Here is a 23,506-nt window from a genome sequence, read left to right as displayed (position 1 = left end):
TTAATCTCCCCTTAAATTTTTTAAGATTCCTTGAAAAAGCCCTTTTTTAAAAATGGACGGTTCTTTAAATTCTAAATCAAACACAACGTCTTCGAGCCAATGCATATCAAATAATCGTTCATCAAGAAAATTTTCAATATCATTATGACCAGGAGGATTATACACGATGATATCGATTCCAAATTGATTTAACAGTAACAAAAGTGCTGCATCTGATCTTGTGAGGATACCGGCTAATTCATTATTGAAAATGATTAATTTCGGTACATGCTGGGAATAGTCAAATCTCTCAATCAACTGAATAATCGGCTTTGGCATAAAAAATGCCTGAGTAAATAAATACATTTTTACGTCTTCTATCGTTTCCGTTGGTAAAGGCTTTAAACCAGGTTTTTCACATATTCTTCTTACCGCAGAGGCAATTCCTTTTTGCAAGCCAGAGGATAAAAAAGAATAAGGCCAATAATGTGCCTTCATTATGATTTCAGGGTTTACTAAGCCATCCTTCCCCAAAGCATTGCGATAGTGAAAGCGGAAATCACTCGTACTTCCCATCGTAATTGGCAAACGCCTAATTAGTAAACTATGCTCAAATTCACTCAGCGATTGTAAACGATCCCAGTACTCTTTGCGATTCTTACTCACACCCTGAACTTTAGCAAAGATCGAAGGAATTTTGACTTGTCCATTCCCTACTTCAAAATCCGGCCGAACCATTGCAATTTCTTTCCCAAGAATAAAAAGTTCATCATAGGTGGTTTTTAAAGTAATGGAGGATGGCGTGTAATCCCGCAATTGCCATGGTTTATATAGGCCAGAACCCTCTTGGTTTAAAATGGTCTCTATTTCTTTTGAAGCTCTGTAGGCAACTGTTGCTTTACGAGTGCGCTTTGCCTTAGGAAACGGTTCTGCAGGCATCCTATTGGGGAATTCATGAGAGAAAGTTTTTTCAAGACTTATCCCCTCAAAAATATCCTTACCTTCTGGGTGAAAAATGACAATATCACAACCAAGTTTCATTAAATAAAATAAAAAATATTGATGACTTTTCTTAAAGTCGCCGTACCATAAAAATTTGGGCATTTCTTTTAGTGGATCAGCCTTTTCCAATACCGGCTCTAAATGATTAACGGACCATTTAACAATGTCTACAAGAACGCGCCTTAAATCTTGGTTTCCTAAGCCGTCTTTTTCAACCTTTGCAAACAACTCTAGTGTTGCGATCATTGCCTCTCGCAGTTTTCGATGGATAACAGGCACCTTTGATTTCAACAATAACTGTTCCCCTTCAAGGAAAGCTGTGAATCGGTTGATGGACAGTTTTTGTTCACGATTAATATTTATGACTTTTTGAATGGATTGAAAGTGATGGTTGTTAATCGTCTTATCAAGTGACTCTTCACTTATCAAATGAAGATTCCATTCTGGATTGTTCACATAATCAAAAAGTTGATTATAATAATCATCGTGGTCAATTGGTATTCCAAGGAACTTCCCAATTACTTGCCCAATCTGAATAGTTCCATTTTCTTTTGAAAAATTTGGCCGCTCTGGTAATGGCTTTTTTAGCAAAGTCTGCCAATTTTCATAAGATAAGGAAACAGGTTGGGCGGTCAATTGATTATATGATGGATTCATTCATAATCCCTTCCCTCTAAAAGCGAAAGCTTATTTTTGAAGCGTTTAGAAAATTATGTAAGGTTTCCATAATATCATATCACAGTTAGGTAATCGGTTCATTTGTTTATACGAATCTCCGTTAAAAATGTTTCATAGGAATGTCCTTCCCCTCATTTTTCACCTTTTCCCTTGTCCTTACATACTATTTGAGTACTCACACTAAAGTAGGTGACTCAAATGCGTTTTTTATATAAGCGGCCGCGGTTGGAACAAATAGATGAGGAATTAAATACCGTTATGGATGTAATGGTTTCCGATGTCTTTGTTTACCTAGATTTATTTGTGTTCAGTTTAATCTTTACATTTCTATTGTCTTCCGTCTGGCATTCATTAGCCTTGTCGATTCTCTTCTTTTTAGGAACATATAGTTTATTTTCTTGTGTTTACTTTTTCATCTTTACTCCGAAAAATGAAAGGGGTTAAACACTAAGATGAAGCAGTTGTAGAAAATGATGGATAATCTCCTCCCCTGCACCAACACCCTTATTTTTGGTAAGAGTATAGTTGCTGGTGCCTGACACCCTTGCAAGTTCACCATGGGCCGGGACAAAACGATAATGGCAGTTTTTCAGAAAGTCCCAATCTAGTACGGAGTCCCCCGCACCTGCCATTAGCTCCATTCCTTCTCGTTTTGAGATAAATTCAAGTGCGTCCCCTTTACTAATCGCCCGCGGGATAAAGTAGAGTTTTCTCCCTTGAATGGAGATCCTCCATCCATTAAGAGCAGCCACATCATGAATCGCTCTGCAATCAGACGCAGGTGGAAGACTGTTTAAAATGAAATAGAAAAATAAATTTTCCGCCTGCTTAATGTGCCCATCAAATTGTAAACCTTCCTTATTTAGCTTAATAAGCAGTTCCTCTTGGCTAACTGATTCTTCTTTCAAACGATAGATAATATGTGATGACCAATCTTCCATCAAATTACCTTGATAAATAATATTGGCCCCATTTGAGGTGATCGCATATTTGATTGGTATATCTTCCTTAAAAATGGAAAATCGGTTAAATTGTTCGGTTGTCCTTGTGGTAACGGGAATAAATAAACTAGTCAAGGCTAATTCTTTTAATGCAAAATAGGATGATTCGGTCATATAGGCAACCCAGTTCTGTTCTCTTTTTTCAATCGGTTTAAGGACGAACTGAGCATCGATGCCCAGCTCATCTATCGCCCTTTTCGAATAAACCAATGTACGGTCCAGGTCAGATGCAAAAATCATGCGTTACTCCCCTTAACCGATTTAATCAAGCCGCAGCACAAATACTTTAAATCCGGATACGGTACGACTTCTACACCCTTCTCTTCTGCCAGCATAAGAATATGTTTGCCAAATGGACTTGAAGGGTCGCGCATCAGTATCTTCCACGGAACCCTGCGAAGGAGAACTCTTGTTGTTTCGCCGACACCTGGTTTAATAAAATGGGTACTTTCAATTCCAAATTCAGTTTGAATTCGCTTGACGTCTTCCATTCCTAGGAATCCCGTTTCCAATCTTTCGTGAACCATTTTTCGGGCTCTTTCTGCTGCTATTTGGTTAATGTTTTCAAATTCCTTACTAATCAAATCAATATATTCATTAGAAACATCCATTGGAATTAATTCCTTATAAAACTTCGCTCCATGGAAATCATCCTTCCCGATATATTGAGCATTTAAAACCGTCCTGCTCACCAATCCAGAAACTGTTGAGTTAAGACAAGCACTAGGGATTAAGAAATCTTCCCTTGTTCCAAACAAAGTAGTACAGTAGCCGGGATCTGCAAGCACTGCCAAGGTATCATCAAGCAAAATTCCATATTTTTTTTGATAGTCTTGGCAGGCTCTTGTTAATTCGAGCGAAATAGCCCCTTTACCGGTCCAGCCATCCACAAATTGAATTTGAGCATTTGGGTGCTGACTTACTATATATTGAAGTGCATTTTCATCAATCCCTTTGTCCCGGATGATAGAAACACTGTAATGCGGCAATAAAACTTGGTATTTCAGGTGAATATATCGTTTAATTAAAATCCCGACTGGTGTCCCCGCTCGTGCAAGAGATACGAGCACCGTCTTTTCACCTTTAGCTTGATAGATTTGTTCTGCCACGATCCCAATACATAAAGCCACTTTTTGTTTGTATTCCTGGAGGGTCGACCAGAATAAATCAACATACGCTTTTGGAGGCTGATACTCGATGGGTAAGGATTCACTGTAATGAGCACCTGATTGAACCTTCATTTCTCGATTTTCGGTAGTATCCTCTAACACAATATCACTTAAATCCTTCAATAAAAATTGAACATCCTCCGCTTTATAGCTTCCGATTCTTGCAGGTTTATTGATTGTAAATGTCATCTTATTCACCTCGATTTTCAGAAAAAAAGACGAGCCTAATCATCTCTATTTGTAATTTTTCTAGTTCTTTCATGAGTGGTTCCAGATTCTCTAATTCTACTTTTCTTTCCAAGAAAATAAAGATTTCATCGTAAAAGCCTGACGGGATGTTGTATACAAAGTGTGTAATGGATACGTCTTCCGGATTTGGAAAAGTCAAACCGAACCTTGCCCCGTATCCCTCTTTGTTTTTGATGAAGATCGGGCTGCGAGTCGTTGATTGATAATAAACATCTCTGCCCATTTCGGCAGCGAGTTTCATTGGAAGATACATAAACTCTCCCGTTCCAAGGCAAAGAGTCCTTTTTCCCGTTCTTTTCTGATTTAATATCGCTGCGGCAGTAGAGGCTTTCTGGTGAAGACAATCGTTCTCAAAACTATTTAGGCCAAATCGACCTGTTTCTTTAATAAATGCGTTCCTATTAATCAAGTTATTTACTAAAAAGGGAGTACTAGAAAAGAATGTTGATAAGTCTATCCATTCTACAGATGCTTCGACGCTCTCTTTCCTTTCACTGATTGCTGACCTATTCTCTATTTCTCGAATCTGCTTCACCTGAACTGTTCCAGTTACCAGGCTGACTACATTGATTTTGATACAAAGCTCCTGTTCTAGCTGTTGAAAACTCTTTTGATCCTCTTCTGAACGCCAATCCAAAATGGAGACAATGGTATAAACACGTCTTGGGAATTTACTTTGAATAGATTTGATAATATTTAAGGCCGTTTTTCCAGTGGTTAATTCATCATCAACAAGGATAATTTCTCGGTCATTTTGAATCATCTCCAACGGAATGTAACAGCGATGTGATGTTGCATGTGAATGCTCTTCTTCAAAGGTAATTTCCGGTCTTACCTGGATGAGTTCTTCCCTAGTGGTGTGAAAGTATTCGGCCGATTGAAAGCAATCAAAGAAGGCATGCCCAAGGGCTGTTGCCGTTTCAGCAAAGCCAATCACGACTGGACTAACAGATTCAGGAATAAAGGCCATACTTTGGTAAGAATCTTCTCTTCTAAATGAGGTTAATAGTTTCTCCGTTTCTAAACAAGAGATTCCCTTAACCATTTCTAAATATCTCGCTCCTAGTAGGGCCGCCGTCAATAGACCTTTATTTGGATCAATGGGTAAGTGTTTACCGAGCACTTTACTAACGAATAGAAACGAGCGCTTCTTATTTATTCTGGCTGCCATCGTAAACAAATCTTCCAGCGGCAAATCAAACGGATCTTCAGTTACTGCTATCTCTGTTTTTATCGCGTCTAGGATATTATACGTATACTTCTTTTTTGATAAGGTCAATGGTAGTGAATTCTTCATGCAGCACCCCGTACAACTGTGATTTTAAGATGGTTTTCTTCGCCCAATAATAATGAGGTTTTATTTCGTTCATTTTATTTGCAAACTTACTCTTCATGACGCCAATTTCCCCAGTTGCTGCTTTTATGATAGTACTTGCATCGACGAACTCTTCGTAGGAAACCACATTGAGGGCTTGAACAACTTTGATATGTGAAGGATGGATAATTGTTTTTCCCGTTAATCCGTTTGCGATATCCATGAGGATTTCTTGGATTAAACCATCCATATGTTCACCGATTAATTTTGCACGCATTTTCAGCCCTTCGTCACCGTACCGCTCACGAAACGGAGTTTGCCTTAGTTGTGGCTTCAGCATTCTTTTCTTCGTAGAAAAATACTCCCAAACTGGTCCAGAAACAACGTAAGGTCTATCAAACCGTTGAAAGACATTAATAATATCAGAAATACAATCTCTCAAAACTGCTATATCATATACTGTGGTATCCGCACTGCGGCGTATTCCATATAATCCACAAAAATCAGTAGCCCCGACCCTCACATTTAGAATATAATCCCTGTAGCGATCTAAAAGAGCTTTTATATTCATTAATTCTTCCATTCTCGTTTCTTTTTGAATGACCTTCGCTGTCTCCAAGATGGGCATTGCATAAAAGGGATGCTGCTCAGTATGGATCCGGCGCACCTCCATTAAAAGTTCTTCACCTGTTTCGGCGCTGAATTTAGGAAGGACCACTCCGGTAAGCAATTTTATCGCATCCGCTAATTGTTCTGTTACCCGTTTAAACTGCTCTAGGTTCCGAATGCGGATAAACATAAGAGGGAGATCCGTATAGCTTAGAAACCCCTTATTCAATTCACCATTTAACTTTACCAATTCATTGATGAGCTTTGCTTCCGCATCCGTTACCTCGTTATCACCAACCGCATCTTCTAGGTCGATGACAATAGAAGTTAATCCTTCATGCTTCTTGGAGAGAATTTCTTGATGAATATTCGGGCGTGTCGCTGGCATATAAAGGGTAGCGCCTAAACCATAAGATAAAAGTTCACGGTTTGAATATTTCGAAAATGTCTGCGGTTTTTGAAAGAAGAAGCGTTTAATTTCATCTTGGTAAAAATATGTAAAAAACTCCATAACCAATTTCACCTCTTTTAAAGCTAAAAAATAGAGGAGACGGACTCTCGTCAGCTCCCCTTTTAGTCTGCAATTATGATTGGTTTCCTTTGCTGGCTTCCTTTTTCTTATTCATAAAGTGAACAATAAAGGTAGCTCCAAATGTTACGGCTAGAATGATAAAGAAATGTAATGATTCAATATGAATGTTGAATAACGGTAAGGTTAGAGCCATCTTAATAGAAATGATCAGGATTAAGATATAAGCAGTAGTTTCTAGTTCTGGAATTCTGTCAATTAATGTTAAGAATACGCCAGCAACGCCTCGCATCATTAACACCCCTAGGATTCCACCTACAAACAATATCCAAACTTGATTGCTGACTCCAAATGCAGCAAGAACGCTATCGACTGAGAAAGCAATATCCATTAACTCAACGGCAGCTACTGTTCCCCAGAAGGTACCAAATAAGCGAATTAGCAAGCCGCCTTGGTTAATTCCTTCTGATTCCTCATCCTCGTCGTGACCAGTATCTCCTTTACGCTTATCGATGAAATACTTAATCGCTAACCAAGCAAGATACGCGGCCCCAAGGGCTTTAATGACCCAGAACTTGATTAAGTATACTCCGATTCCAATCGCAATAAAACGGAAAATATATGCCCCTAATAAACCGTAGAACAAAGCCCTTTTCCTCTTGGCAGGTGGCAAGTGTTTAACCATTACAGCTAAAACTAGTGCATTATCTGCAGAAAGCAGACCTTCTAAAATAATAAGAGTCCCAATTAATCCCCAGCTGACTGGGTCGGATAATATCTTACCCCACATATCTAAATCAAAAAATTGTGCATATGTGTCCAAGATATGATTCAAAACTGACATTAACGTAATTCCTCCTAGAATAGAAAAGCGGAAGCGCCTTGCTTAGGGGCTCAATCATAAAACGAACCGGCTGGAAGGTTGTTCTATAACCCTCGAGACGGTTTGGCTGTAGACCATTGGCCCCTAGGCGCTGTTGCTAGACATAATGTAAACAAAGTTTTTGTAAAAAGACCCAGCATTTGACTGGATCTTTCGCATTTAACAATTAACCGATTTGTAAGCCAAAGTCAGTAGCAAGTGCAGCTAAACCGCCTTGATATCCGCTGCCAATCGCACTGAATTTCCATTCACCATTGTGGCGATACAATTCACCGACAACGATAGCCGTCTCAATCGAGAAGTCTTCCCCTAAATCATAGCGAATTAATTCTTCACCGTTCGCCTCATTGTAAATTCGGGCGTAGGCATTTGAAACCTGACCAAAGTTTTGATTTCTGCTACCTGCATCATGAATCGTAATCGTAAAAGCAATCCGCTGAATATTAGCAGGGATTGTTGTAAGATTTACTTTCACACCTTCGTCATCACCATCGCCAGCTCCTGTGCGATTATCACCAGTATGTACAACAGCACCATTTGCCCCTTGAGGATTATTATAGAAAATAAAGTCAGTTTCATTCGTTACTTTGCCATTTTCTCCTAATAAGAAAACAGATGAATCTAAATCAAAATCATTACCGCCATCATACTTGTTCGTATCCCATCCAAGTCCAACTACAACATTTGTTAATCCTGGATTTGTTTTTGTTAAATCCACTTTTTGACCTTTTGATAAACTTACTGCCATTTTTCATTCCTCCATTTTAGGTAATAGTCTATTTACGAGTTTGTCATAAAAAGGTTTCATTTATTATAATAAATTTTTTTTATGTTCATTAGCAAATTACATTAACTCATCCATTTGGGTGGTGTATTCTTCGCCCAATAAATGGTCCCTAATTCATGATGACTCTGGAAATCATCATGATAGGTATGATAATGAAAATTAAACCAAAAGCCTGCTTGCGGTGGATTATCTCGTCTCACATGAAAACGAAGGACATCTTGCCCGGTACCCTGATTGGTAATATTAAATATTTTTTCAGAAAGCCCAGCGCTAGGATGTTCCGAAATAGTGAGATTTTTTAAATCATCTTCCGGAAATTGAACAGACATTTCCGCAAGTGCTTTTTCGATATTCGGCAAAATAACTTCCCTGAATTCATTTTCAATGACAGGTTTGATTTTAGTCCCAAATTTCTGATAGGACTGAAATTCTGCCTGTATCAATAGTTCTTCTATAAACTTGTCTTTATCAAACTCCAGTTCTTCCTTAATGGTGTTTGATTGTCCAAAGGCGATTTCTTTCGATGGCGCTTCAAACGCATCACGATCAGTGCGATTATCTGCGTTTACTTGGTCTATTAAATGTGTTGGCGTAACGAGACCAAAAGTTAGGACAGAAACTAGTACAAATAACGTTTTACGAAGCCAATTGTTCATTTTTACGTCACCTATTCTTTTTCTATTTTCTATTATTTTCTGAAATTAGTTATTATAAAAAATATTATACTTCTTTTTTCATGATATTGGAAAATTTTTCGAATTACGAACCAATAAAAAAAAGGATGTCAGCTGACATCCTAATTAACAATGGGCTTCGAAAGCCCCTAGTAAATTATGCATTACGGATTCCATTGGCATTCCTTCAATATCATGTCTTGGAATGAAATGAACTACTTTTTTATCCTTTAATAATGCCATTGATGGTGATGATGGTTCAATTCCTTCAAAATACTCCCGCATTTTTGCGGTTGCTTCTTTATCCTGCCCAGCAAAAACAGTTACGATTTGGTCTGGCTTTTTCTCACTATTGAGTACAGCTTGCGTTGCAGCAGGACGAGCTAAACCAGCTGCGCATCCACACACGGAATTGACGACTACAAGAGTTGTTCCACTTACATTTTCCATAAATTGTTCTACTTCATGTGCAGTTGAGAGCTCTTCAAAGCCTGCTCGTGTTAATTCTTCACGCATCGGTAAAACCATTTGTCTCATATATTCTTCATATGCATTTGACAATTTAAATCACTCCGTTTCGATTCATCCACTTTAGAATACCTAATCTAATACCTATTTGCAATTAATCCGTCGTCTTCCTGGCTTCGGTCATTTGCTTCCAAACAGAACCTTTTGCTTCAGTGCCGCCTTCAATTCTTTCAATGGCCATTTTTATTTGCAAACTAACCTCAAATTCCGAATCATTTTCAGCAGCTTTTAACGCAGGAAGGGCCTTTTCATCGCCAGCCTCGTATAAAAACATAGCTGCCCGCCATCGAACTAACTTGCTCTTATCCTGTAATGCGTTCATCATTTCGTCAGCTGCTTCTGGAAACCCTAAATCTGATAGACAATCTCCTGCTGTCCTTCTAACGGTCACCGTTTTATCCTTCAAAGCCTTATATAGTAAGGGCAGAACTTCCTTCTCCTTGATCATTCCGAGGTACACAGTGGCAAGCCTCCGAATCGAAGCCCTTTCATCTGATAATGCTTTTTCAAGGACAGGTATATCAGATAGTTCTGGGTCATCCATTTGTTCAAGGACCTGATAGCGAATCTGCCAATCGGGATTCTGTAAATCTTCCATTGACACTTTTTTTCGAGTCTGACTAAATTTTTGTTCGGGTACTATATCCGCAGATTGAGCTTTTCTAACCAATTCTTCGAGTCGTTCCTGTGGATAGGCAGCGATCAGTTCATCAACAACTTCCTGGCCAATCTGATCAAAATCCCCGTAACGGACGCCTTGATTTTGCCATTTTCTGAGTAAAAGGTAGTGATCATCAGGAAGCTGTGACCGTTCTCGCGCCTTTAAGAAGTATTCGGGCATTCCGTACCGTTTTTCAGTAGTACCATCAGTAAGTTTTACTTGGAGAGGTATATCTTTAAACATCTGGATTTCAACCTTAATCTCACCAAAATGCTCATCCATGGGCTTGACTGGGGAAGCCTCGTCCGTTTTTTCTCCAAATGCCTGGCGTACTTGCGGCAGCAATTCCTTCCAATCATATTTTGCATTCCGTTCAACAGCAAGAAAATCTGCAACATGATAGACACCTTTAATGCCTTCAATTTGAAGGATTGCTTGAATAACAGACGGTGCATCAGCAGATGTTTCTTTCTTATAATTATGGCTTCTCCCCATTGGAAGTTCTTCATCTAGATTAATTTTCATTGTATTTGGGCTTGGCGTTGGTTCAATTGCCTTAATTCTCAACAAACTCACCTTATTCTTATGGTTTTTTTCAAGCTTATCATATTGGATAGGTTACTATCATCGGATTTGCTTTATGCATAAAAAGAGTACGTCCATAAGACGCACTCCATTTATTCCTTTTCCGCAAGTTCGGCTAAATATGACCAGCGTTCAATTAAATACTCAAGCTTTTCATTTAATTCTGTTTCCTGGTTCATCAAGTCCTGTGCCTTTGTAAAATCACTGCCTGTCTTCGCCAATTCGCTAGCTATTTCTTCAAGGCGGGTTTCCGTTTTCTCGATGTCCTCATCAATTGATTCCCATTCTTTTTTCTCACCATAGGTCATTCTTTTCTTTTTTTCTTTCTCAATTGTTTTCACTGGCTTGGATGGAGCCGTGAAGGTTCTTTGGGTTTCTAGAGCAGATTCCTTTTCTAGATACTCTGAATAATTCCCAAAGAAAGTATCAATGGTCCCTTCTCCTTGTAGAACGAGAAGCTGTTCAGCCACTTTATCTAAGAAATAACGGTCATGGGAAACCGTAATGACTACGCCAGGGAATTCTTCTAAATAATCTTCAAGAACAGTCAGTGTCTGTGTATCAAGATCATTGGTTGGTTCGTCCAACAAGAGTACATTAGGTGCAGTCATCAAAATTTTCAACAAGTATAAACGTCGTTTTTCTCCGCCTGATAGCTTTCGAATTGGTGTACCGTGCGTAAATGGCGGAAATAAAAAGCGTTCGAGCATTTGCGCTGCTGAAATCGTTTTTCCATCAGATGTGTTTACAACCTCAGCAGTCTCCTTAATGTATTCAATCATCCGCTTATTTTCATCCATATCTTCGCTTTCCTGGGTATAATAAGCGATTTTTACTGTTTGTCCCATGATGAACTCACCCTCATCAAGCGGGATTTGTTTGGCAAGGATATTTAACAGGGTCGATTTCCCTGTCCCATTTTTCCCAATAATCCCAATTCGATCACCGGGCTTCACAAGCAGATCAAAGTGATTTAAGATCGTTTTTGCTCCGAATCGCTTGGAAGCATCCTTCAGTTCAAATACCTGCTTGCCAAGCCGACTCCCATTTAAGGTAATATCCAGTTTTTCAGAGGTTAGTTTCCCAGTAGAGACCTTGTCATCAAGCTCTTCAAATCGTTGAATTCTAGCCTTTTGTTTGGTTGTTCTTGCTTTCGCACCGCGCCTTATCCACTCCAGTTCTCTTCTGAAAAGATTTTTCCTTTTTTCAAAAGTGGCAGCTTCATTCTCTTCACGAATGGCTTTTGCTTCTAGGAAGGCCGCATAATTGCCTTTGTAGCTGTATATCTGCCCACCATCGAGTTCAAACATTCGATTAGCTACTCGATCAAGAAAGTAACGGTCATGGGTCACAAGCAAAATCGAGCCACTGTATCTGCTTAAGTAATCTTCCAACCATTTGACGGAATCGAAATCAAGATGATTGGTTGGTTCATCTAAAATAAGTAAATCTGGTTCGGCGATCAACACTTGTGCTAAAGCGACACGCTTCTTCTGCCCACCGGACATCTCACCAATTCTTTTTGTAAAATCTTCTATACCTAATTTCATTAAAATTGATTTGGCATTTGTGCTTGCATCCCAAGCATTTAGTGCATCCATTTGCTTTTGCAAACGAAAAAGCTCATCTTGGACTTTTGTGTCATCAGGAGACATTGAAAGATCCAATAAAGTTTTTTCGTAGGAACGCATTAGTTTTAAAATGGGCGCGTCGCCATGAAAGACTTGTTCTAAGACTGTTTTATCCCCATCTAATTCTGGCTGCTGGTTTAAAAATGCGATTGAATAGTCTTTACTCGTGATAATTTTCCCTTCGTCCGGTGTGTCGAGACCAGCAATTATTTTTAATAGGGATGATTTCCCGGTCCCATTGATGCCGATTAACCCGACACGCTCTTTTTCTCCAATCGTGAAGGAAATGGAATCAAAGAGTTGTTTTTCCCCATATGTTTTCGAAACATTTTCAACTGTGAGCATTTTCATACTTGTCCATCCCATTCTTGGTAAAATTGTTCTAGAAATGTCTCCATCATTAGCTGACGGCTTTCTGCCATTTTTCGAGCAGTCTCTGTATTTAGCAAGTCTTTCAATTTAAGGAGTTTTTCATAGAAATGATGAATGCTTGTTGATTTACCCTTTCGATACTCTTCTACTGACATTTCATTTCTTACTTCAATGCTTGGGTCGTAGATTGGCTGCCCTTTTTTGCCGCCATAAGCAAATGCCCTCGCAATTCCGATTGCACCAATTGCATCTAAACGGTCTGCATCCTGAACAATTTTCGCTTCTATCGTTGCAAGACTCGTCTGTTGTCCACCTTTAAAGGAAATCGTTGCGATAATTTGTTTAATATGTTTTTTATCGTTATCTGTCAGCGGTATGGTTCTTAGAAACGATTCTAGCTTTTCTTCCCCTTTTTCGCTGCTTTCATTAAGCTTTTCATCTGATATGTCATGGAGAAGTGCCGCCATTTCGATAATGAACGGATCTCCCGCATTTTCTTTCTTGCATATATGTAAGGCATTTAATCGGACACGATCAACATGGAACCAATCATGGCCAGTAGCATCTTCCCCTAATTCGTTACGGACATATATTTTCGTTTGTTCTATTATATGATTTTTCATTTTTCCCGACACCCACTTTCACTTTTGCTATTTTATCATGAAAAACCAATAAAAAATAACCCCGAATTCTCGGGATTATTTTTTATTGGCTTGACGTCCGCTTTTTTTCTGGCTTTGTGACTTGCTATTACCAAATTGAAACTCGCTGCCGAGTTCAATATCATTTCTTTTGTCTTGTTTTTCAATTTGCTCTCTCGTTTGGTTGGGGTTTTGCCTTCCTTGCTTACTCATTACACATCTCCCTCTCTGCAAAATTTAATAGCCATTTTAGTATGCACAGAGGGAGAAAAAGTTATTTCAGCCCATTATGCCAGCTTATGCCGAGAGTATTTTCACCTGCATGAACACCAATTACTGCTCCCAATGGGCAGCAGATAATTTCTAATTGTGGAAATTCCTTTCTTAATTCATCCTTCCAATTAGCGGCAGTTTCCTCATGCAATCCATATAAAATGTATACTTCTTTAAAGTGGTGCTGCTCATAAGATGAGCGTAAATATTCCAATATTTTCTCTTTCGCTCTTTTCTCACTTCGTACTTTTTCTTTTACACTTAATGCCCCGTCAACAATCGATATAATGGGTTTCACATTAAGCATACTACCAAGGAAGAATTGTACACCAGACATCCTTCCGCTTCGGTGAAGTTGCTCTAAACTGCCGATAAGCACATATGTCTCGTTTGTTTTTTTCAACTTTTCAAGTTGATTGATAACCGATTCAATACCTGCACCAGCCTCTAGTAATGCTATTCCCTCTTTAAGTAACGCCGTCATCGGATAGGTAAGAATATTGGAATCAAACGTGATAACTGGAATATCAACTAGTTTGGCAGCTTGCTCACTTGAAGACACAGTACCACTTAATTTTCCTGATAAAAGAACAGCCACCACTTGGTCGTACTCCTTTGATAGTTGTACGTATAATGCTTGAAACGCTCCAATGGATGGTTGTGATGTTTTGGGCGGTGTTTTTAGCTGCTTTAATCGCTCGAATAATTGTGCAGAGGATAAGTCCACCCCATCTGAAAATTCATCACCATCAAGTAGAACCGTTAGCGGAATGGTATATAAATCAGGATGATTTCTTAATTCTTCGTCTAAATAGGCGGTACTGTCTGTGACCCAAGCGGTTTTGACCAATGCCCTCTCCCCTTAACCTTATTATTTAACAAGTATGTAAAATAATCGTACATAAAAATTAGAATATTGTAAATATTTTAGGGGTGCTAACAAAACCAGCTCTCGCTAAAAAAGCTGGTTTGGTGATTTGGTTATCTTAGTTAATCTCGCCGTTAAGTTTTTTAAGTGTTGTGATAATAAACTCCGTCATTTCTACTAAATCATCCATTTGGTCTTCTCGGATTAACCGATCAAATTCAATACTGATGATATGATCATGCTTTTTATCGATATGGAGCGGGTCATACTGAATAATTTGAGTAATTTTTCTCGCAGATCCCCAAACATCCAGGAGAGTGGCTTCCATTGCTTGAAAGTCGATTTCTTTGTCGTCATGTTCCGTATAAAATTGCAGGCTCAACTGACATCCTGCCTTCTGCTCTGAAAGTAAAGCGGGCAATAGTTCAGCAGCTAGATTACCGAGATTTGATATCATCTCGATTTTCGCAGTAAATCCTTTAGTAGGCAATTGAAAAGAAACGTCAAATTTCCGAGACATTTTGGCCATGTTAATGGAATCATTTCGATCGGTAATAACAATATCACCACTAATATCTAGATCATATAATGCTCCTTCAATCACTACTTTCATATTATCGAAGGCTGTAGGATCAAACATTTACCATCTACTCTCCTCTTAGAAAAGCCCTAATACATTCCCGTTTTCATCCACATCCATATTTAAGGCTGATGGCTTTTTCGGCAGTCCTGGCATCGTCATTACATCACCTGTTAAGGCGACAATAAATCCTGCGCCAATAGATGGTTTAAATTCCCTGATAGTTACACTAAAATCCGCTGGCCGTCCTAACTTAGAGGGGTCATCAGACAAGGAATACTGGGATTTCGCCATACAAACGGCCAAATTAGACCAACCAAACTTTTCAAATTCAAGCAATTGTTTTTTTGCTTTCGATGAAAATTCTACATCTCTTCCACCATAAACCATTTGCACAATCGTTCTAACTTTCTTGTCAATCGAATCAGATAAGTCGTATAAAGGCTTAAAGTTGTTTTCCTTCTTGTCCATCACGGCTAACAATGTGTTAGCTAGGTCGATGCCGCCTGCTCCCCCTTTTTCCCACACTTCTGTTATGGCAACGGGCACATTTTCTCGTTGACACCATTCTAGCAATGTGGCCGCCTCAAGCTCTGTATCGGTGATGAATTTGTTAATCGCAACCACCACTGGTAATCCAAAGCTCTGGATTGTCTCGATGTGTTTCTTCAAATTGGCAAAGCCAAGAGTTAGGGATGGAATATTCTCATGCGCTAACTCACTTTTCGCTACACCGCCATGCATTTTTAAGGCACGAATTGTTGCAACAACCACCACTGCTTCCGGTTGAATACCGGCACTTCTTGATTTTATATGTAAAAACTTTTCTGCACCCAAATCAGCACCAAAACCTGCTTCTGTAATAACATAATCAGCTAACTTGGCCGCTGTTGTGGTGGCGATTACGCTATTACACCCATGGGCAATATTTGCAAACGGTCCTCCATGAATAAGTGCTGGTGTATGTTCAATGGTTTGAACAAGGTTTGGTTTAATCGCATCCTTTAACAGCAGCGTTAATGCACCCTCCACTCCTAGTTCACCAACCGTAACCGGCTCTTTCTCATAATTATAAGCTACAACCATCCGTGATAAACGTAATTTTAAATCTTGTAAATCAGTTGCTAAGCATAAAACTGCCATAATTTCCGATGCTACAGTAATATCAAAGCCATCTTCGCGCGGCACCCCTTGTAACGGACCGCCAAGGCCTATTATTACTTTTCTTAAGGCACGGTCATTTAAATCAACCGCCCGTTTCCAGACAATTCTTCGTTGATCGATGTTAAGCTCGTTTCCCTGTTGGAGATGATTATCGATTAATGCTGCGAGAGCATTGTTTGCAGTCGTAATCGCGTGAATATCTCCAGTAAAGTGTAGGTTGATGTCCTCCATCGGCAGAACTTGTGAGTACCCGCCGCCAGTCGCCCCGCCTTTAATCCCCATTGTTGGTCCTAGTGAGGGCTCACGAAGGGCAATCATTGTTTTTTTGCCTATCTGGTTGAAAGCATCGGCCAGGCCAACGGTCACAGTTGATTTTCCCTCGCCTGCTGGTGTTGGATTTATGGAAGTGACAAGGATAATTTTCCCATTTTCCTTTGTTTTGAGTTTAGCTAAAGCATCACTTGAAATTTTTGCTTTGTATTTTCCAAAAAGCTCTAAATCATCCTCAACCAAACCAATTTTTTCGGCGATTTCAACAATTGGCCTCATTGATGATTCTTGTGCAATTTCAATGTCTGATTTCACTGTTGTTTTTAATACCACCTTTATCCCCCGCATTCAGCATTTAGAATTGGACTTACGCTAACATTGTATCAAATAAGCGCTTTCAATCCGATATGTATATTTGAATTAATTATTTTCTTTTCTGAACTTCCAATAATGTTTATAATATAATTATTAAATATTTCAAATATTCATTGACTAATGATGTTGGTAGTTATATTAATGGATGTAGTATTTTGAAAAATGTCTTAAATTAAACCTGATAAAGGGGATGGTCACTTGCCAATTAACATTCCAAAACTCCTTCCTGCAAGGGAAATTCTTGAAACAGAAAATATTTTCATCATGGACAATGAACGAGCGACTGCTCAGGACATCCGACCATTAAATATCCTTATTTTGAATTTAATGCCTGAAAAAGAGAAAGCAGAAACACAACTTTTACGTTTATTGGGAAACTCGCCATTACAAGTAAATGTTAACTTTCTAAAAACAAATTCTTATGAATCGACCCATACGAGCAAACAGCACCTCGCACAGTTTTACACTACTTTTTCCCAAGTGAGAAACCTGAAGTTTGATGGGATGATTATTACTGGTGCACCTGTGGAGCTTTTGGAATTTGAGCAAGTAAAATATTGGGCGGAGTTAACAGAAATTATGGATTGGGCAAATGAAAATGTTACATCGACATTACATATTTGCTGGGGAGCCCAAGCTGCACTTCATTATCATTATGGAATTGGTAAATTTGAGTTGCAGAGAAAATGCTCCGGCATTTATGCCCACCGGATTTTCGAACAAAACGATATTCTATTACGTGGTTTTGATGACCAATTTTATGCTCCTCATTCCCGTTATACAGATGTACCCATTGAAGCTATTAAGAAACATCCAGAATTAAAATTACTAGCGGCTTCTGAGGATGCAGGTGCTTTATTGATTGCATCACGAGACAGAAAGCATGTAATGGTAACCGGACATTTGGAATATGAATCAGATTCGCTCGCACAGGAATATGAAAGAGATTTAAATAAGGGTCTTGAAATCCACATTCCAGAGAACTATTTTCCAAACAATGACCCAACACAACCGCCAATAAACCGCTGGCGTTCTCATGGCCACTTATTCTTTTCAAACTGGCTCAATTATTATGTCTACCAAGAAACTCCATTTTATTGGGGTTAACAGAAAGTATCGGACACCTTCCGATGCTTTTTTTTATGGTTTTGTTCGTTTATTATTTGTAAAAATAGAAAGAATATAGGAAAAAGCAAGATACTTTAATTCAAAAACTAGAGGGAGATTTTTATGGAATCTATCGTTGCTCTGCATCGCAATTACTTTGGTGAAATTATTAATTTCGTTACTTCAGAAGGGCGAATCATTTCATATCGAAAGGCATTACATGAAGCTGAAAATGGATTAATACAAGGTGTTCAGGCTATTGAGGAAGAACATGGGCAAATGACTTTAATCCCTGAGGGAAGCCAATCATTTGATCAATATCCTGATTTATATTAATGTGCAAATCACCAATTAGCTCTTACATAACTAATATTAAAAGCACCTAGCGTTTAATGCTAGGTGCTTCTTTTTTATTCGCTTTCATTCTGTTTTTGAATTTCATTTAATGCATCAATGCGTCTGTGGTCTTCTTCGAAAAATTGAACCAGGTCACCAATTCGATCAATTGAATCCCAACTTAAATGGTGCTCAATTCCTTCCACATCGTTATAAATATTTTCATTTTTTACGCCGATGATTTTAAGGAACTGTTCTAACAAATCATGTCTAAAGACTAGACGTTTTCCAATCTTTTTACCTTTTGTTGTTAACACAAGGCCTCTATATTTTTCATAAACTAAGTATTCATCTTTATCAAGCTTTTGCACCATTTTCGTTACTGAGGAGGGATGTACAGACAGCGCTTCGGCAATATCTGAGACCCGAGCGTATCCTTTTTCTTCAATCAATATATAAATTTGTTCGATATAATCTTCCATACTTGGTGTTGGCATCCCATACCCTCCAAAAAAATTACTCATCTAAAAGTGTACTATAGAAAAAAAATAGTGACAAGGCAATTTATCACTTATCAATTACAACTTCCTTATTTTGTGGCCGTTTCTTCAAATAAAAATTTAACTTTTTTTTCAGTTTCATCTAAATAAAGTCTTGCATTAAAGGTTTTTTCCTTATTAACGAACCCTTCAATCAGCTCTGTTTTCCCTTCTGAGAGAAGCAGTTTAATATTCTTCTGGGTAATATTTTTTCCCAATATTTTTTTGGAAATGGTAAAGTCACAATGATTTTTTTGGTAATTCGAACATCCGTAAAAGCTCCCTTTGTCAACAACTGCCCCCTCACATTTTTTACAAGGTCCCAGTTTCGTATACGACTGCTTTCTTCCCTTTTGCTTCCCAGGTGCAAAATTTTCACGCATTTCATCTGAAAAAGACCAATTTGATGCTTGATCCATACTTGATGCTATTAAATGGATGACCATCTTTTTTGTTTGTTCCATAAAATGTTTAGGTGCCGCAGATCCTTCTGAAATTTCCTTTAACTTCTGTTCCCACTTTGCGGTCATTTCCGGTGAGGCTAAGATTTCTTTGCCGATTGCTTCGATCAGGATCTTGGCTTTTGCAGTGGCATATACTAAATTTTTCTTAACCTCAATATATAAGCGGTCCTTTAACATCGTAATAATGCCTGCTCTTGTTGCTTCTGTCCCAAGCCCCTCGGTCTTTGTTAGAATTTTCTCAAGTTCTTTGTCATCTATATGCTTTCCGGCCGTTTTCATTAACGTAATCAATTGACCTTCTGTATAGCGTTTAGGAGGCTGAGTTTTGCTTTCTTTTACATCCACTTTTACAGTATGCCCCTGCTCACCTTTTGCTAACTTTGGCAGTGCAGGTTCATCATCACTATCTTTTGGTTTCAGGACTTTACGCCAGCCTTCTTCAATTTGTACCTTTCCTTTTGAAATAAATGACGCCCTGCCATCGACTAGAGTTGTTACAGTAGTATATTCAGCAATGGCCTTATTGTAGTGTGCGGCTATCAAACTTGTTACGACTAGATCATAAATTTTCTTTTCATCTGGAGTGAGCCGCTCTACATTCGGGATTTGTTCAGTCGGAATGATTGCGTAGTGGTCCGTGACTTTCTTTTCATTCACATAACGCTTGTTTTCTGAAATCGATGCAAATGGTAAGGGGAAAAAGCCTTCATAATCTTTAATATGACTTAATTTGTTTAAAATTTCTGGGAAAGTATTCGCTTCTTCTTTCGTTACATACCGAGAATCTGAACGAGGGTATGAGACATTTCCTTTTTGATAGAGCTTTTGCATTACATCGAGCGTTTTCTTGGGAGAAAACTTAAACCGTTTATTCGCTTCAGCTTGGAGAGCGGATAGGTTGTATAAGAGTGGAGGGAGGAATTCTTTTCTTTCTGATTGAACCTCATTGACCTCTGCGGGTTTATCCTTGCAAAAAGCCGCAACTTTTTCTGCTAACTCTTTTGAATTAACTCGAGTTTCCCCATCGTTTTGCCATTTTCCAGTGTACTTTTTTCCATTAATTAAAAACTGTGCTAGAACCTCCCAATAGGGTTCAGATTTAAAGTTCTCTATTTCAAGCTCTCTTTTAACAATAAGTGCTAAGGTTGGAGTTTGGACTCTACCAACTGAAAAGACATCAGAAAATCCTTGTTTTTGTAATAAGAGGCTATAGAGACGTGAAGCATTCATGCCAACCACCCAGTCGGCACAAGCCCTAGTATAGGCTTCAAAAAATAAGCTGCGTGTCTCTTGTTCTTCCAATAGCTTCTGAAATCCTTCTCTAATGCTATTAGGTGTTAACGAAGAAATCCACAGCCTTTTCATGGGTTTGTGACATTTTGTTAGCCGAAGGACATTGCGGATAATCAGTTCACCTTCTCGCCCCGCATCACCCGCATGAATAATTTCAGTAACCTTAGGATCAGAAACCAATTTTTTTATGACTGCATATTGTTTTGCCTTATCCTTTGTTACCTCATATTCAAACTGTTCAGGGATCATTGGTAAATTATCCAATGTCCATTTTTTCCAACCTTGTTGATATTTCTCAGGCGAGACCAATTGGCAGACATGTCCAATAGCCCAAGTGACATATGCACCATCTGGAAAAACATCATTTGAAAAAATTTCTATAAAACCATTTTGTTTTTTATGTTTAAAGATTGATGCTAAGGTTGAACCTTGATCCGGCTTTTCGGCAATAATTAATTTCATTATGATTGCTCCCTTTTTTCAAGCATCCCGGAATCCATTTTACCCATTAAAGCCATTGTTAGTAAAGACTTAAAATACTGATCATCCAGTATTTCCCTTGACAAATCTATGACAATTAGCTCAAATGGTGAATAAATAAAAAAGATGGCCATTTTATGACCATCCTCCAGAACTTCTGATTATTTTATTTGCTTTATTGAAGTAAACTCCTGATCATACCAATTGTCCTCGGGGATAATATTTGAAACTGTTAATATTAATGACGGAATTCTCTCAACTTCGAAAACTATCGCGCCAATCTTTTTCGTAAAAATGATAAAAGCGCTGCCATGTGCATATTTAGTTAAATCCGCACCGATATGAAGCAGCGCCAATAAAATAGCCTGTTTCTCGACTGAATCAATGTAAACTTGCGGTGAAAATCTTAATATCCAATCCGCACCTTCAATAGAAAATCGGTACATCTAACCCCCGCCTCCTGCATGTATAGTAGATATTTAAACATATGATGCAAAAGTAGTTTTATGTTAGGGGCCTGTTTTCATTTGTACATATATTTTCATAGAATCTATGCTAATTTCACTAAAAAACCTAAGTCCTTTCTTGACTGTAAATTTTCAATATTGTATATTTAAAGCATCATGTAACTAATATATGCATTCTATTATAGTGCAGATAGCTACATGATAATATTTATCTTTGGCACCATAAGGGTGGCTTGAAAGGCTTAGGAGGAAGAAGTAAATGCAAAACGGTAAAGTTAAATGGTTTAACAATGAAAAAGGTTTTGGTTTTATTGAAGTAGAAGGCGGCGACGATGTATTCGTACACTTCAGCGCTATCACTGGCGAAGGCTTCAAATCTTTAGAAGAAGGCCAAGAAGTTTCTTTTGAAATCGTTGAAGGAAACCGTGGACCTCAAGCGGCTAACGTTGTAAAACTATAATCTAAACTAACCCTTAGGGCTGACGAATATCGTCAGCCTTTTTATTATTTCAAGCACTATTTCAAATAGGTCAACTCAATTTCTTCCCATACTTCTGAAGTTGTTCTCCTATTGTACACTGTGAAATACAAAACCGGTGTGCTGCTCTTCGCCCGCCTTCTTTTTTCAAATGTTGATGTAAAAAGCAGCCTTCACAGTATTGAGTCATTAACGATTCAACATGACTCAACAATTCCCTTCTGTTTAATTCCTTCACAAGAGTCTCACACCCATTTCCTAGAGAATTAATGTTTTTGCAAAAATTTCCTTTCCCTCTAATGCTTGTGTTGCTAATTTATCTGCCTCTTTGTTGTCTTTTCTAGAAATGGATGTATATTTTGGTACTAAACCAAGGGCTTTAATTTTTTCTTCAATCCTGTCAAGCCATCTATTCAAAGAATCTTCATAGCAGGGCCATTCCCCTTCTAACTGTTTTAATACAACCTGGGAGTCTCCCTTAAATTCACAGGACAAATGATGTACTCCCAAATCCTCTAAAATATTTAACGCATAATAAAAAGCGGCATATTCTGCTTCATTATTTGTATCCAATTCATCAATTCGTTCATTCGCGCGGATACGGTATTTCTTTTTACCCTGTTTAAAAAAAATAACAGCTCCTAGACCTGCTTGATTAGTTTCTATCTGAAAGCCACCATCAAAATAAACGGTTATTTCATGAGGATCTTCTTCAATTTCGGTCAACAATTTTTTCATTTCCTTCAAGTTCCAGGATGTTTCTTTCTCATCATAAAATAACAAATCCGATACCTTCCCGGTACTTTCAAGCTCCTCACCAATTTGTATGGCTACTTCACCGGTTACCAATTCAGAAGAAAACTGAACTTTTTCATTGCTTTTTGTTTTATACATCCACTCTAACCTATAATTCAATGTCTTCAACCTTTCTCTATAGATTTAAATGGCCATTTCATTTATAATTCCATCCAGAAATTTCTACCAATTAATCTTAACTTATTCTAATATATTCTTATCATACCCATCTTCATAGGAGTAATAAGAATATATATTTTCTGCCTTAAAAGAAATATGATAAACTTTCAATAATACATGTATGGAGGAAACAATATTGATTGAGGTTTATATTGACGGGGCTAGTGCTGGAAACCCTGGACCTAGCGGGGCCGGGATATTTATTAAAGGAAATGGCATTACTGAAAAATATTCGATTCCGTTAGGAAACATGTCAAATCATGAAGCAGAATATCATGCATTTATTAAAGCATTAGAGATTTGTTTAGAAAAAGGATTTCAAGAATCCGTCTTGTCTTTTCGTACTGATTCTCAATTAGTTAACCAGGCAGTTGAAAAAGAATTTGTTAAAAACAAGTTATACACACCATTACTTGAGCAGGCTTTACAGTTATCCAAACAAATCCCATTGTTTTTTATGAAATGGATCCCAAGTGCTGAAAACAAGGCTGCCGATGAATTGGCACGGCTGGCCATTCGAAAAAATCTTTCCAAGGAGCAATGA

At 38.2% G+C, this 23,506-nt stretch carries 27 protein-coding genes; 5 read left to right on the top strand and 22 right to left on the bottom strand.

Translation table 11 applies throughout. The annotated features are described in order from the left end of the window. Nucleotides 1-1,638: a YceG family protein gene (locus KW850_RS22790; protein WP_218350051.1), complete on the bottom strand. Its 1,638-nt coding sequence runs from the start codon at nucleotides 1,636-1,638 to the stop codon at nucleotides 1-3. 219 nt (nucleotides 1,639-1,857) lie between these two features. Here KW850_RS22790 and KW850_RS22785 point away from each other — a divergent pair, with 219 nt between their 5' ends. Continuing rightward, complete coding sequence (locus KW850_RS22785) at nucleotides 1,858-2,103, top strand: hypothetical protein (RefSeq protein WP_218350050.1); 246 nt, start codon at nucleotides 1,858-1,860, stop codon at nucleotides 2,101-2,103. Here KW850_RS22785 and KW850_RS22780 read toward each other — a convergent pair. From KW850_RS22780 to KW850_RS22710, 15 genes are all read right to left on the bottom strand, one after another. Next, complete coding sequence (locus KW850_RS22780) at nucleotides 2,100-2,900, bottom strand: HAD family hydrolase (protein WP_218350049.1); 801 nt, start codon at nucleotides 2,898-2,900, stop codon at nucleotides 2,100-2,102. The two genes, KW850_RS22785 and KW850_RS22780, sit on opposite strands and share 4 nt — an antisense overlap. Beyond that, nucleotides 2,897-4,018: a cysteine protease StiP family protein gene (locus KW850_RS22775; protein WP_218350048.1), complete on the bottom strand. Its 1,122-nt coding sequence runs from the start codon at nucleotides 4,016-4,018 to the stop codon at nucleotides 2,897-2,899. Before KW850_RS22775 ends, KW850_RS22780 begins: the two co-directional genes overlap by 4 nt. A 1-nt stretch (nucleotide 4,019) precedes the next feature. After that, nucleotides 4,020-5,375, bottom strand: coding sequence for a phosphoribosyltransferase family protein (locus tag KW850_RS22770; protein WP_218350047.1), 1,356 nt, complete (start codon nucleotides 5,373-5,375; stop codon nucleotides 4,020-4,022). Continuing rightward, on the bottom strand, nucleotides 5,326-6,513 hold the full coding sequence (locus KW850_RS22765) for an HpcH/HpaI aldolase/citrate lyase family protein (RefSeq protein ID WP_218350046.1): 1,188 nt from the start codon (nucleotides 6,511-6,513) through the stop codon (nucleotides 5,326-5,328). The genes KW850_RS22770 and KW850_RS22765 overlap by 50 nt, the downstream gene beginning before the upstream one ends. Before the next feature lie 73 nt (nucleotides 6,514-6,586). Continuing rightward, complete coding sequence (locus KW850_RS22760) at nucleotides 6,587-7,375, bottom strand: TerC family protein (RefSeq protein WP_218350045.1); 789 nt, start codon at nucleotides 7,373-7,375, stop codon at nucleotides 6,587-6,589. A gap of 205 nt (nucleotides 7,376-7,580) precedes the next feature. Then, the gene (locus tag KW850_RS22755) at nucleotides 7,581-8,162 is read right to left on the bottom strand and encodes a TerD family protein (protein WP_218350044.1); all 582 of its coding nucleotides are present in this window, start codon (nucleotides 8,160-8,162) and stop codon (nucleotides 7,581-7,583) included. A gap of 101 nt (nucleotides 8,163-8,263) precedes the next feature. Next, nucleotides 8,264-8,857, bottom strand: coding sequence for a YpjP family protein (locus KW850_RS22750; protein ID WP_218350043.1), 594 nt, complete (start codon nucleotides 8,855-8,857; stop codon nucleotides 8,264-8,266). Nucleotides 8,858-9,001: 144 nt separating this feature from the next. Further along, nucleotides 9,002-9,436 (bottom strand): BrxA/BrxB family bacilliredoxin, encoded by a 435-nt coding sequence (locus KW850_RS22745; protein WP_218350042.1) that lies wholly within the window; start codon nucleotides 9,434-9,436, stop codon nucleotides 9,002-9,004. Between the two features lie 61 nt (nucleotides 9,437-9,497). Continuing rightward, complete coding sequence (locus KW850_RS22740) at nucleotides 9,498-10,631, bottom strand: conserved virulence factor C family protein (RefSeq protein WP_218350041.1); 1,134 nt, start codon at nucleotides 10,629-10,631, stop codon at nucleotides 9,498-9,500. A gap of 110 nt (nucleotides 10,632-10,741) precedes the next feature. After that, nucleotides 10,742-12,631: an ABC-F family ATP-binding cassette domain-containing protein gene (locus KW850_RS22735; protein ID WP_218350040.1), complete on the bottom strand. Its 1,890-nt coding sequence runs from the start codon at nucleotides 12,629-12,631 to the stop codon at nucleotides 10,742-10,744. Further along, a complete protein-coding gene (locus KW850_RS22730; RefSeq protein WP_218350039.1) occupies nucleotides 12,628-13,275 on the bottom strand; it encodes an HD domain-containing protein in 648 nt (215 codons plus the stop codon). The genes KW850_RS22735 and KW850_RS22730 overlap by 4 nt, the downstream gene beginning before the upstream one ends. Nucleotides 13,276-13,350: 75 nt before the next feature. Further along, a complete protein-coding gene (locus KW850_RS22725) occupies nucleotides 13,351-13,506 on the bottom strand; it encodes a PIN domain-containing protein (protein WP_218350038.1) in 156 nt (51 codons plus the stop codon). Nucleotides 13,507-13,567: 61 nt separating this feature from the next. Next, on the bottom strand, nucleotides 13,568-14,416 hold the full coding sequence (locus KW850_RS22720) for a DegV family protein (RefSeq protein ID WP_218350037.1): 849 nt from the start codon (nucleotides 14,414-14,416) through the stop codon (nucleotides 13,568-13,570). Between the two features lie 136 nt (nucleotides 14,417-14,552). Beyond that, nucleotides 14,553-15,074, bottom strand: a complete 522-nt coding sequence (locus tag KW850_RS22715) for a hypothetical protein (RefSeq protein ID WP_218350036.1) — start codon at nucleotides 15,072-15,074, stop codon at nucleotides 14,553-14,555. 18 nt (nucleotides 15,075-15,092) lie between these two features. Continuing rightward, nucleotides 15,093-16,796 (bottom strand): formate--tetrahydrofolate ligase, encoded by a 1,704-nt coding sequence (locus KW850_RS22710; RefSeq protein WP_218350035.1) that lies wholly within the window; start codon nucleotides 16,794-16,796, stop codon nucleotides 15,093-15,095. Nucleotides 16,797-17,021: 225 nt separating this feature from the next. On the opposite strand from KW850_RS22710, the gene metA reads away from it, so the two are divergent. Beyond that, complete coding sequence (metA, locus tag KW850_RS22705; RefSeq protein ID WP_218350034.1) at nucleotides 17,022-17,930, top strand: homoserine O-acetyltransferase MetA; 909 nt, start codon at nucleotides 17,022-17,024, stop codon at nucleotides 17,928-17,930. 123 nt (nucleotides 17,931-18,053) lie between these two features. After that, entirely contained in the window at nucleotides 18,054-18,266 is a 213-nt protein-coding gene (locus KW850_RS22700) for a DUF3892 domain-containing protein (protein ID WP_256358390.1), read from the top strand. 74 nt (nucleotides 18,267-18,340) lie between these two features. On the opposite strand, the gene mntR is transcribed toward KW850_RS22700, so the two are convergent. The 4 genes from mntR to KW850_RS22680 all read right to left on the bottom strand — a co-directional run bounded on the left by mntR (nucleotide 18,341) and on the right by KW850_RS22680 (nucleotide 21,488). Continuing rightward, complete coding sequence (mntR, locus tag KW850_RS22695) at nucleotides 18,341-18,763, bottom strand: transcriptional regulator MntR (protein WP_218350033.1); 423 nt, start codon at nucleotides 18,761-18,763, stop codon at nucleotides 18,341-18,343. Nucleotides 18,764-18,855: 92 nt separating this feature from the next. Beyond that, the gene (locus tag KW850_RS22690; protein ID WP_218350032.1) at nucleotides 18,856-21,024 is read right to left on the bottom strand and encodes a DNA topoisomerase III; all 2,169 of its coding nucleotides are present in this window, start codon (nucleotides 21,022-21,024) and stop codon (nucleotides 18,856-18,858) included. After that, the gene (locus KW850_RS22685) at nucleotides 21,024-21,176 is read right to left on the bottom strand and encodes a hypothetical protein (RefSeq protein WP_218350031.1); all 153 of its coding nucleotides are present in this window, start codon (nucleotides 21,174-21,176) and stop codon (nucleotides 21,024-21,026) included. The genes KW850_RS22690 and KW850_RS22685 overlap by 1 nt, the downstream gene beginning before the upstream one ends. A gap of 27 nt (nucleotides 21,177-21,203) precedes the next feature. Next, entirely contained in the window at nucleotides 21,204-21,488 is a 285-nt protein-coding gene (locus tag KW850_RS22680) for a hypothetical protein (protein ID WP_218350030.1), read from the bottom strand. A gap of 280 nt (nucleotides 21,489-21,768) precedes the next feature. On the opposite strand from KW850_RS22680, the gene cspD reads away from it, so the two are divergent. Beyond that, nucleotides 21,769-21,969 carry a cold-shock protein CspD gene (cspD, locus tag KW850_RS22675; RefSeq protein WP_026563856.1) on the top strand — a complete coding sequence of 67 codons (201 nt, stop codon included), beginning with the start codon at nucleotides 21,769-21,771 and terminating at the stop codon, nucleotides 21,967-21,969. A gap of 70 nt (nucleotides 21,970-22,039) precedes the next feature. Here the strand turns inward: cspD and KW850_RS22670 are convergent, their stop codons facing one another. Beyond that, complete coding sequence (locus KW850_RS22670) at nucleotides 22,040-22,225, bottom strand: zinc-finger domain-containing protein (RefSeq protein WP_218350029.1); 186 nt, start codon at nucleotides 22,223-22,225, stop codon at nucleotides 22,040-22,042. Between the two features lie 20 nt (nucleotides 22,226-22,245). Next, nucleotides 22,246-22,902 (bottom strand): reverse transcriptase-like protein, encoded by a 657-nt coding sequence (locus KW850_RS22665; RefSeq protein ID WP_218350028.1) that lies wholly within the window; start codon nucleotides 22,900-22,902, stop codon nucleotides 22,246-22,248. Between the two features lie 196 nt (nucleotides 22,903-23,098). Here KW850_RS22665 and KW850_RS22660 point away from each other — a divergent pair, with 196 nt between their 5' ends. Continuing rightward, nucleotides 23,099-23,506, top strand: coding sequence for a reverse transcriptase-like protein (locus KW850_RS22660; RefSeq protein ID WP_218350027.1), 408 nt, complete (start codon nucleotides 23,099-23,101; stop codon nucleotides 23,504-23,506).

This window comes from Bacillus sp. sid0103 (assembly GCF_019219025.1).
This window is presented reverse-complemented; position numbering and strand designations above follow the sequence as displayed.

Coding starts and splice junctions, on each gene's coding strand:
- cspD (WP_026563856.1), top strand. CDS start 21,769: ATGCAAAACGGTAAAGTTAAATGGTTTAACAATGAAAAAGGTTTTGGT.
- KW850_RS22750 (WP_218350043.1), bottom strand. CDS start 8,857: ATGAACAATTGGCTTCGTAAAACGTTATTTGTACTAGTTTCTGTCCTA.
- KW850_RS22790 (WP_218350051.1), bottom strand. CDS start 1,638: ATGAATCCATCATATAATCAATTGACCGCCCAACCTGTTTCCTTATCT.
- KW850_RS22765 (WP_218350046.1), bottom strand. CDS start 6,513: ATGGAGTTTTTTACATATTTTTACCAAGATGAAATTAAACGCTTCTTC.
- KW850_RS22780 (WP_218350049.1), bottom strand. CDS start 2,900: ATGATTTTTGCATCTGACCTGGACCGTACATTGGTTTATTCGAAAAGG.
- KW850_RS22760 (WP_218350045.1), bottom strand. CDS start 7,375: ATGTCAGTTTTGAATCATATCTTGGACACATATGCACAATTTTTTGAT.
- KW850_RS22710 (WP_218350035.1), bottom strand. CDS start 16,796: ATGCGGGGGATAAAGGTGGTATTAAAAACAACAGTGAAATCAGACATT.
- KW850_RS22755 (WP_218350044.1), bottom strand. CDS start 8,162: ATGGCAGTAAGTTTATCAAAAGGTCAAAAAGTGGATTTAACAAAAACA.
- mntR (WP_218350033.1), bottom strand. CDS start 18,763: ATGCCAACACCAAGTATGGAAGATTATATCGAACAAATTTATATATTG.
- KW850_RS22680 (WP_218350030.1), bottom strand. CDS start 21,488: ATGTACCGATTTTCTATTGAAGGTGCGGATTGGATATTAAGATTTTCA.
- KW850_RS22685 (WP_218350031.1), bottom strand. CDS start 21,176: ATGGCCATCTTTTTTATTTATTCACCATTTGAGCTAATTGTCATAGAT.
- KW850_RS22770 (WP_218350047.1), bottom strand. CDS start 5,375: ATGAAGAATTCACTACCATTGACCTTATCAAAAAAGAAGTATACGTAT.
- KW850_RS22730 (WP_218350039.1), bottom strand. CDS start 13,275: ATGAAAAATCATATAATAGAACAAACGAAAATATATGTCCGTAACGAA.
- KW850_RS22735 (WP_218350040.1), bottom strand. CDS start 12,631: ATGAAAATGCTCACAGTTGAAAATGTTTCGAAAACATATGGGGAAAAA.
- KW850_RS22690 (WP_218350032.1), bottom strand. CDS start 21,024: ATGAAATTAATTATTGCCGAAAAGCCGGATCAAGGTTCAACCTTAGCA.
- KW850_RS22785 (WP_218350050.1), top strand. CDS start 1,858: ATGCGTTTTTTATATAAGCGGCCGCGGTTGGAACAAATAGATGAGGAA.
- KW850_RS22725 (WP_218350038.1), bottom strand. CDS start 13,506: ATGAGTAAGCAAGGAAGGCAAAACCCCAACCAAACGAGAGAGCAAATT.
- KW850_RS22700 (WP_256358390.1), top strand. CDS start 18,054: ATGGAATCTATCGTTGCTCTGCATCGCAATTACTTTGGTGAAATTATT.
- KW850_RS22775 (WP_218350048.1), bottom strand. CDS start 4,018: ATGACATTTACAATCAATAAACCTGCAAGAATCGGAAGCTATAAAGCG.
- KW850_RS22715 (WP_218350036.1), bottom strand. CDS start 15,074: ATGTTTGATCCTACAGCCTTCGATAATATGAAAGTAGTGATTGAAGGA.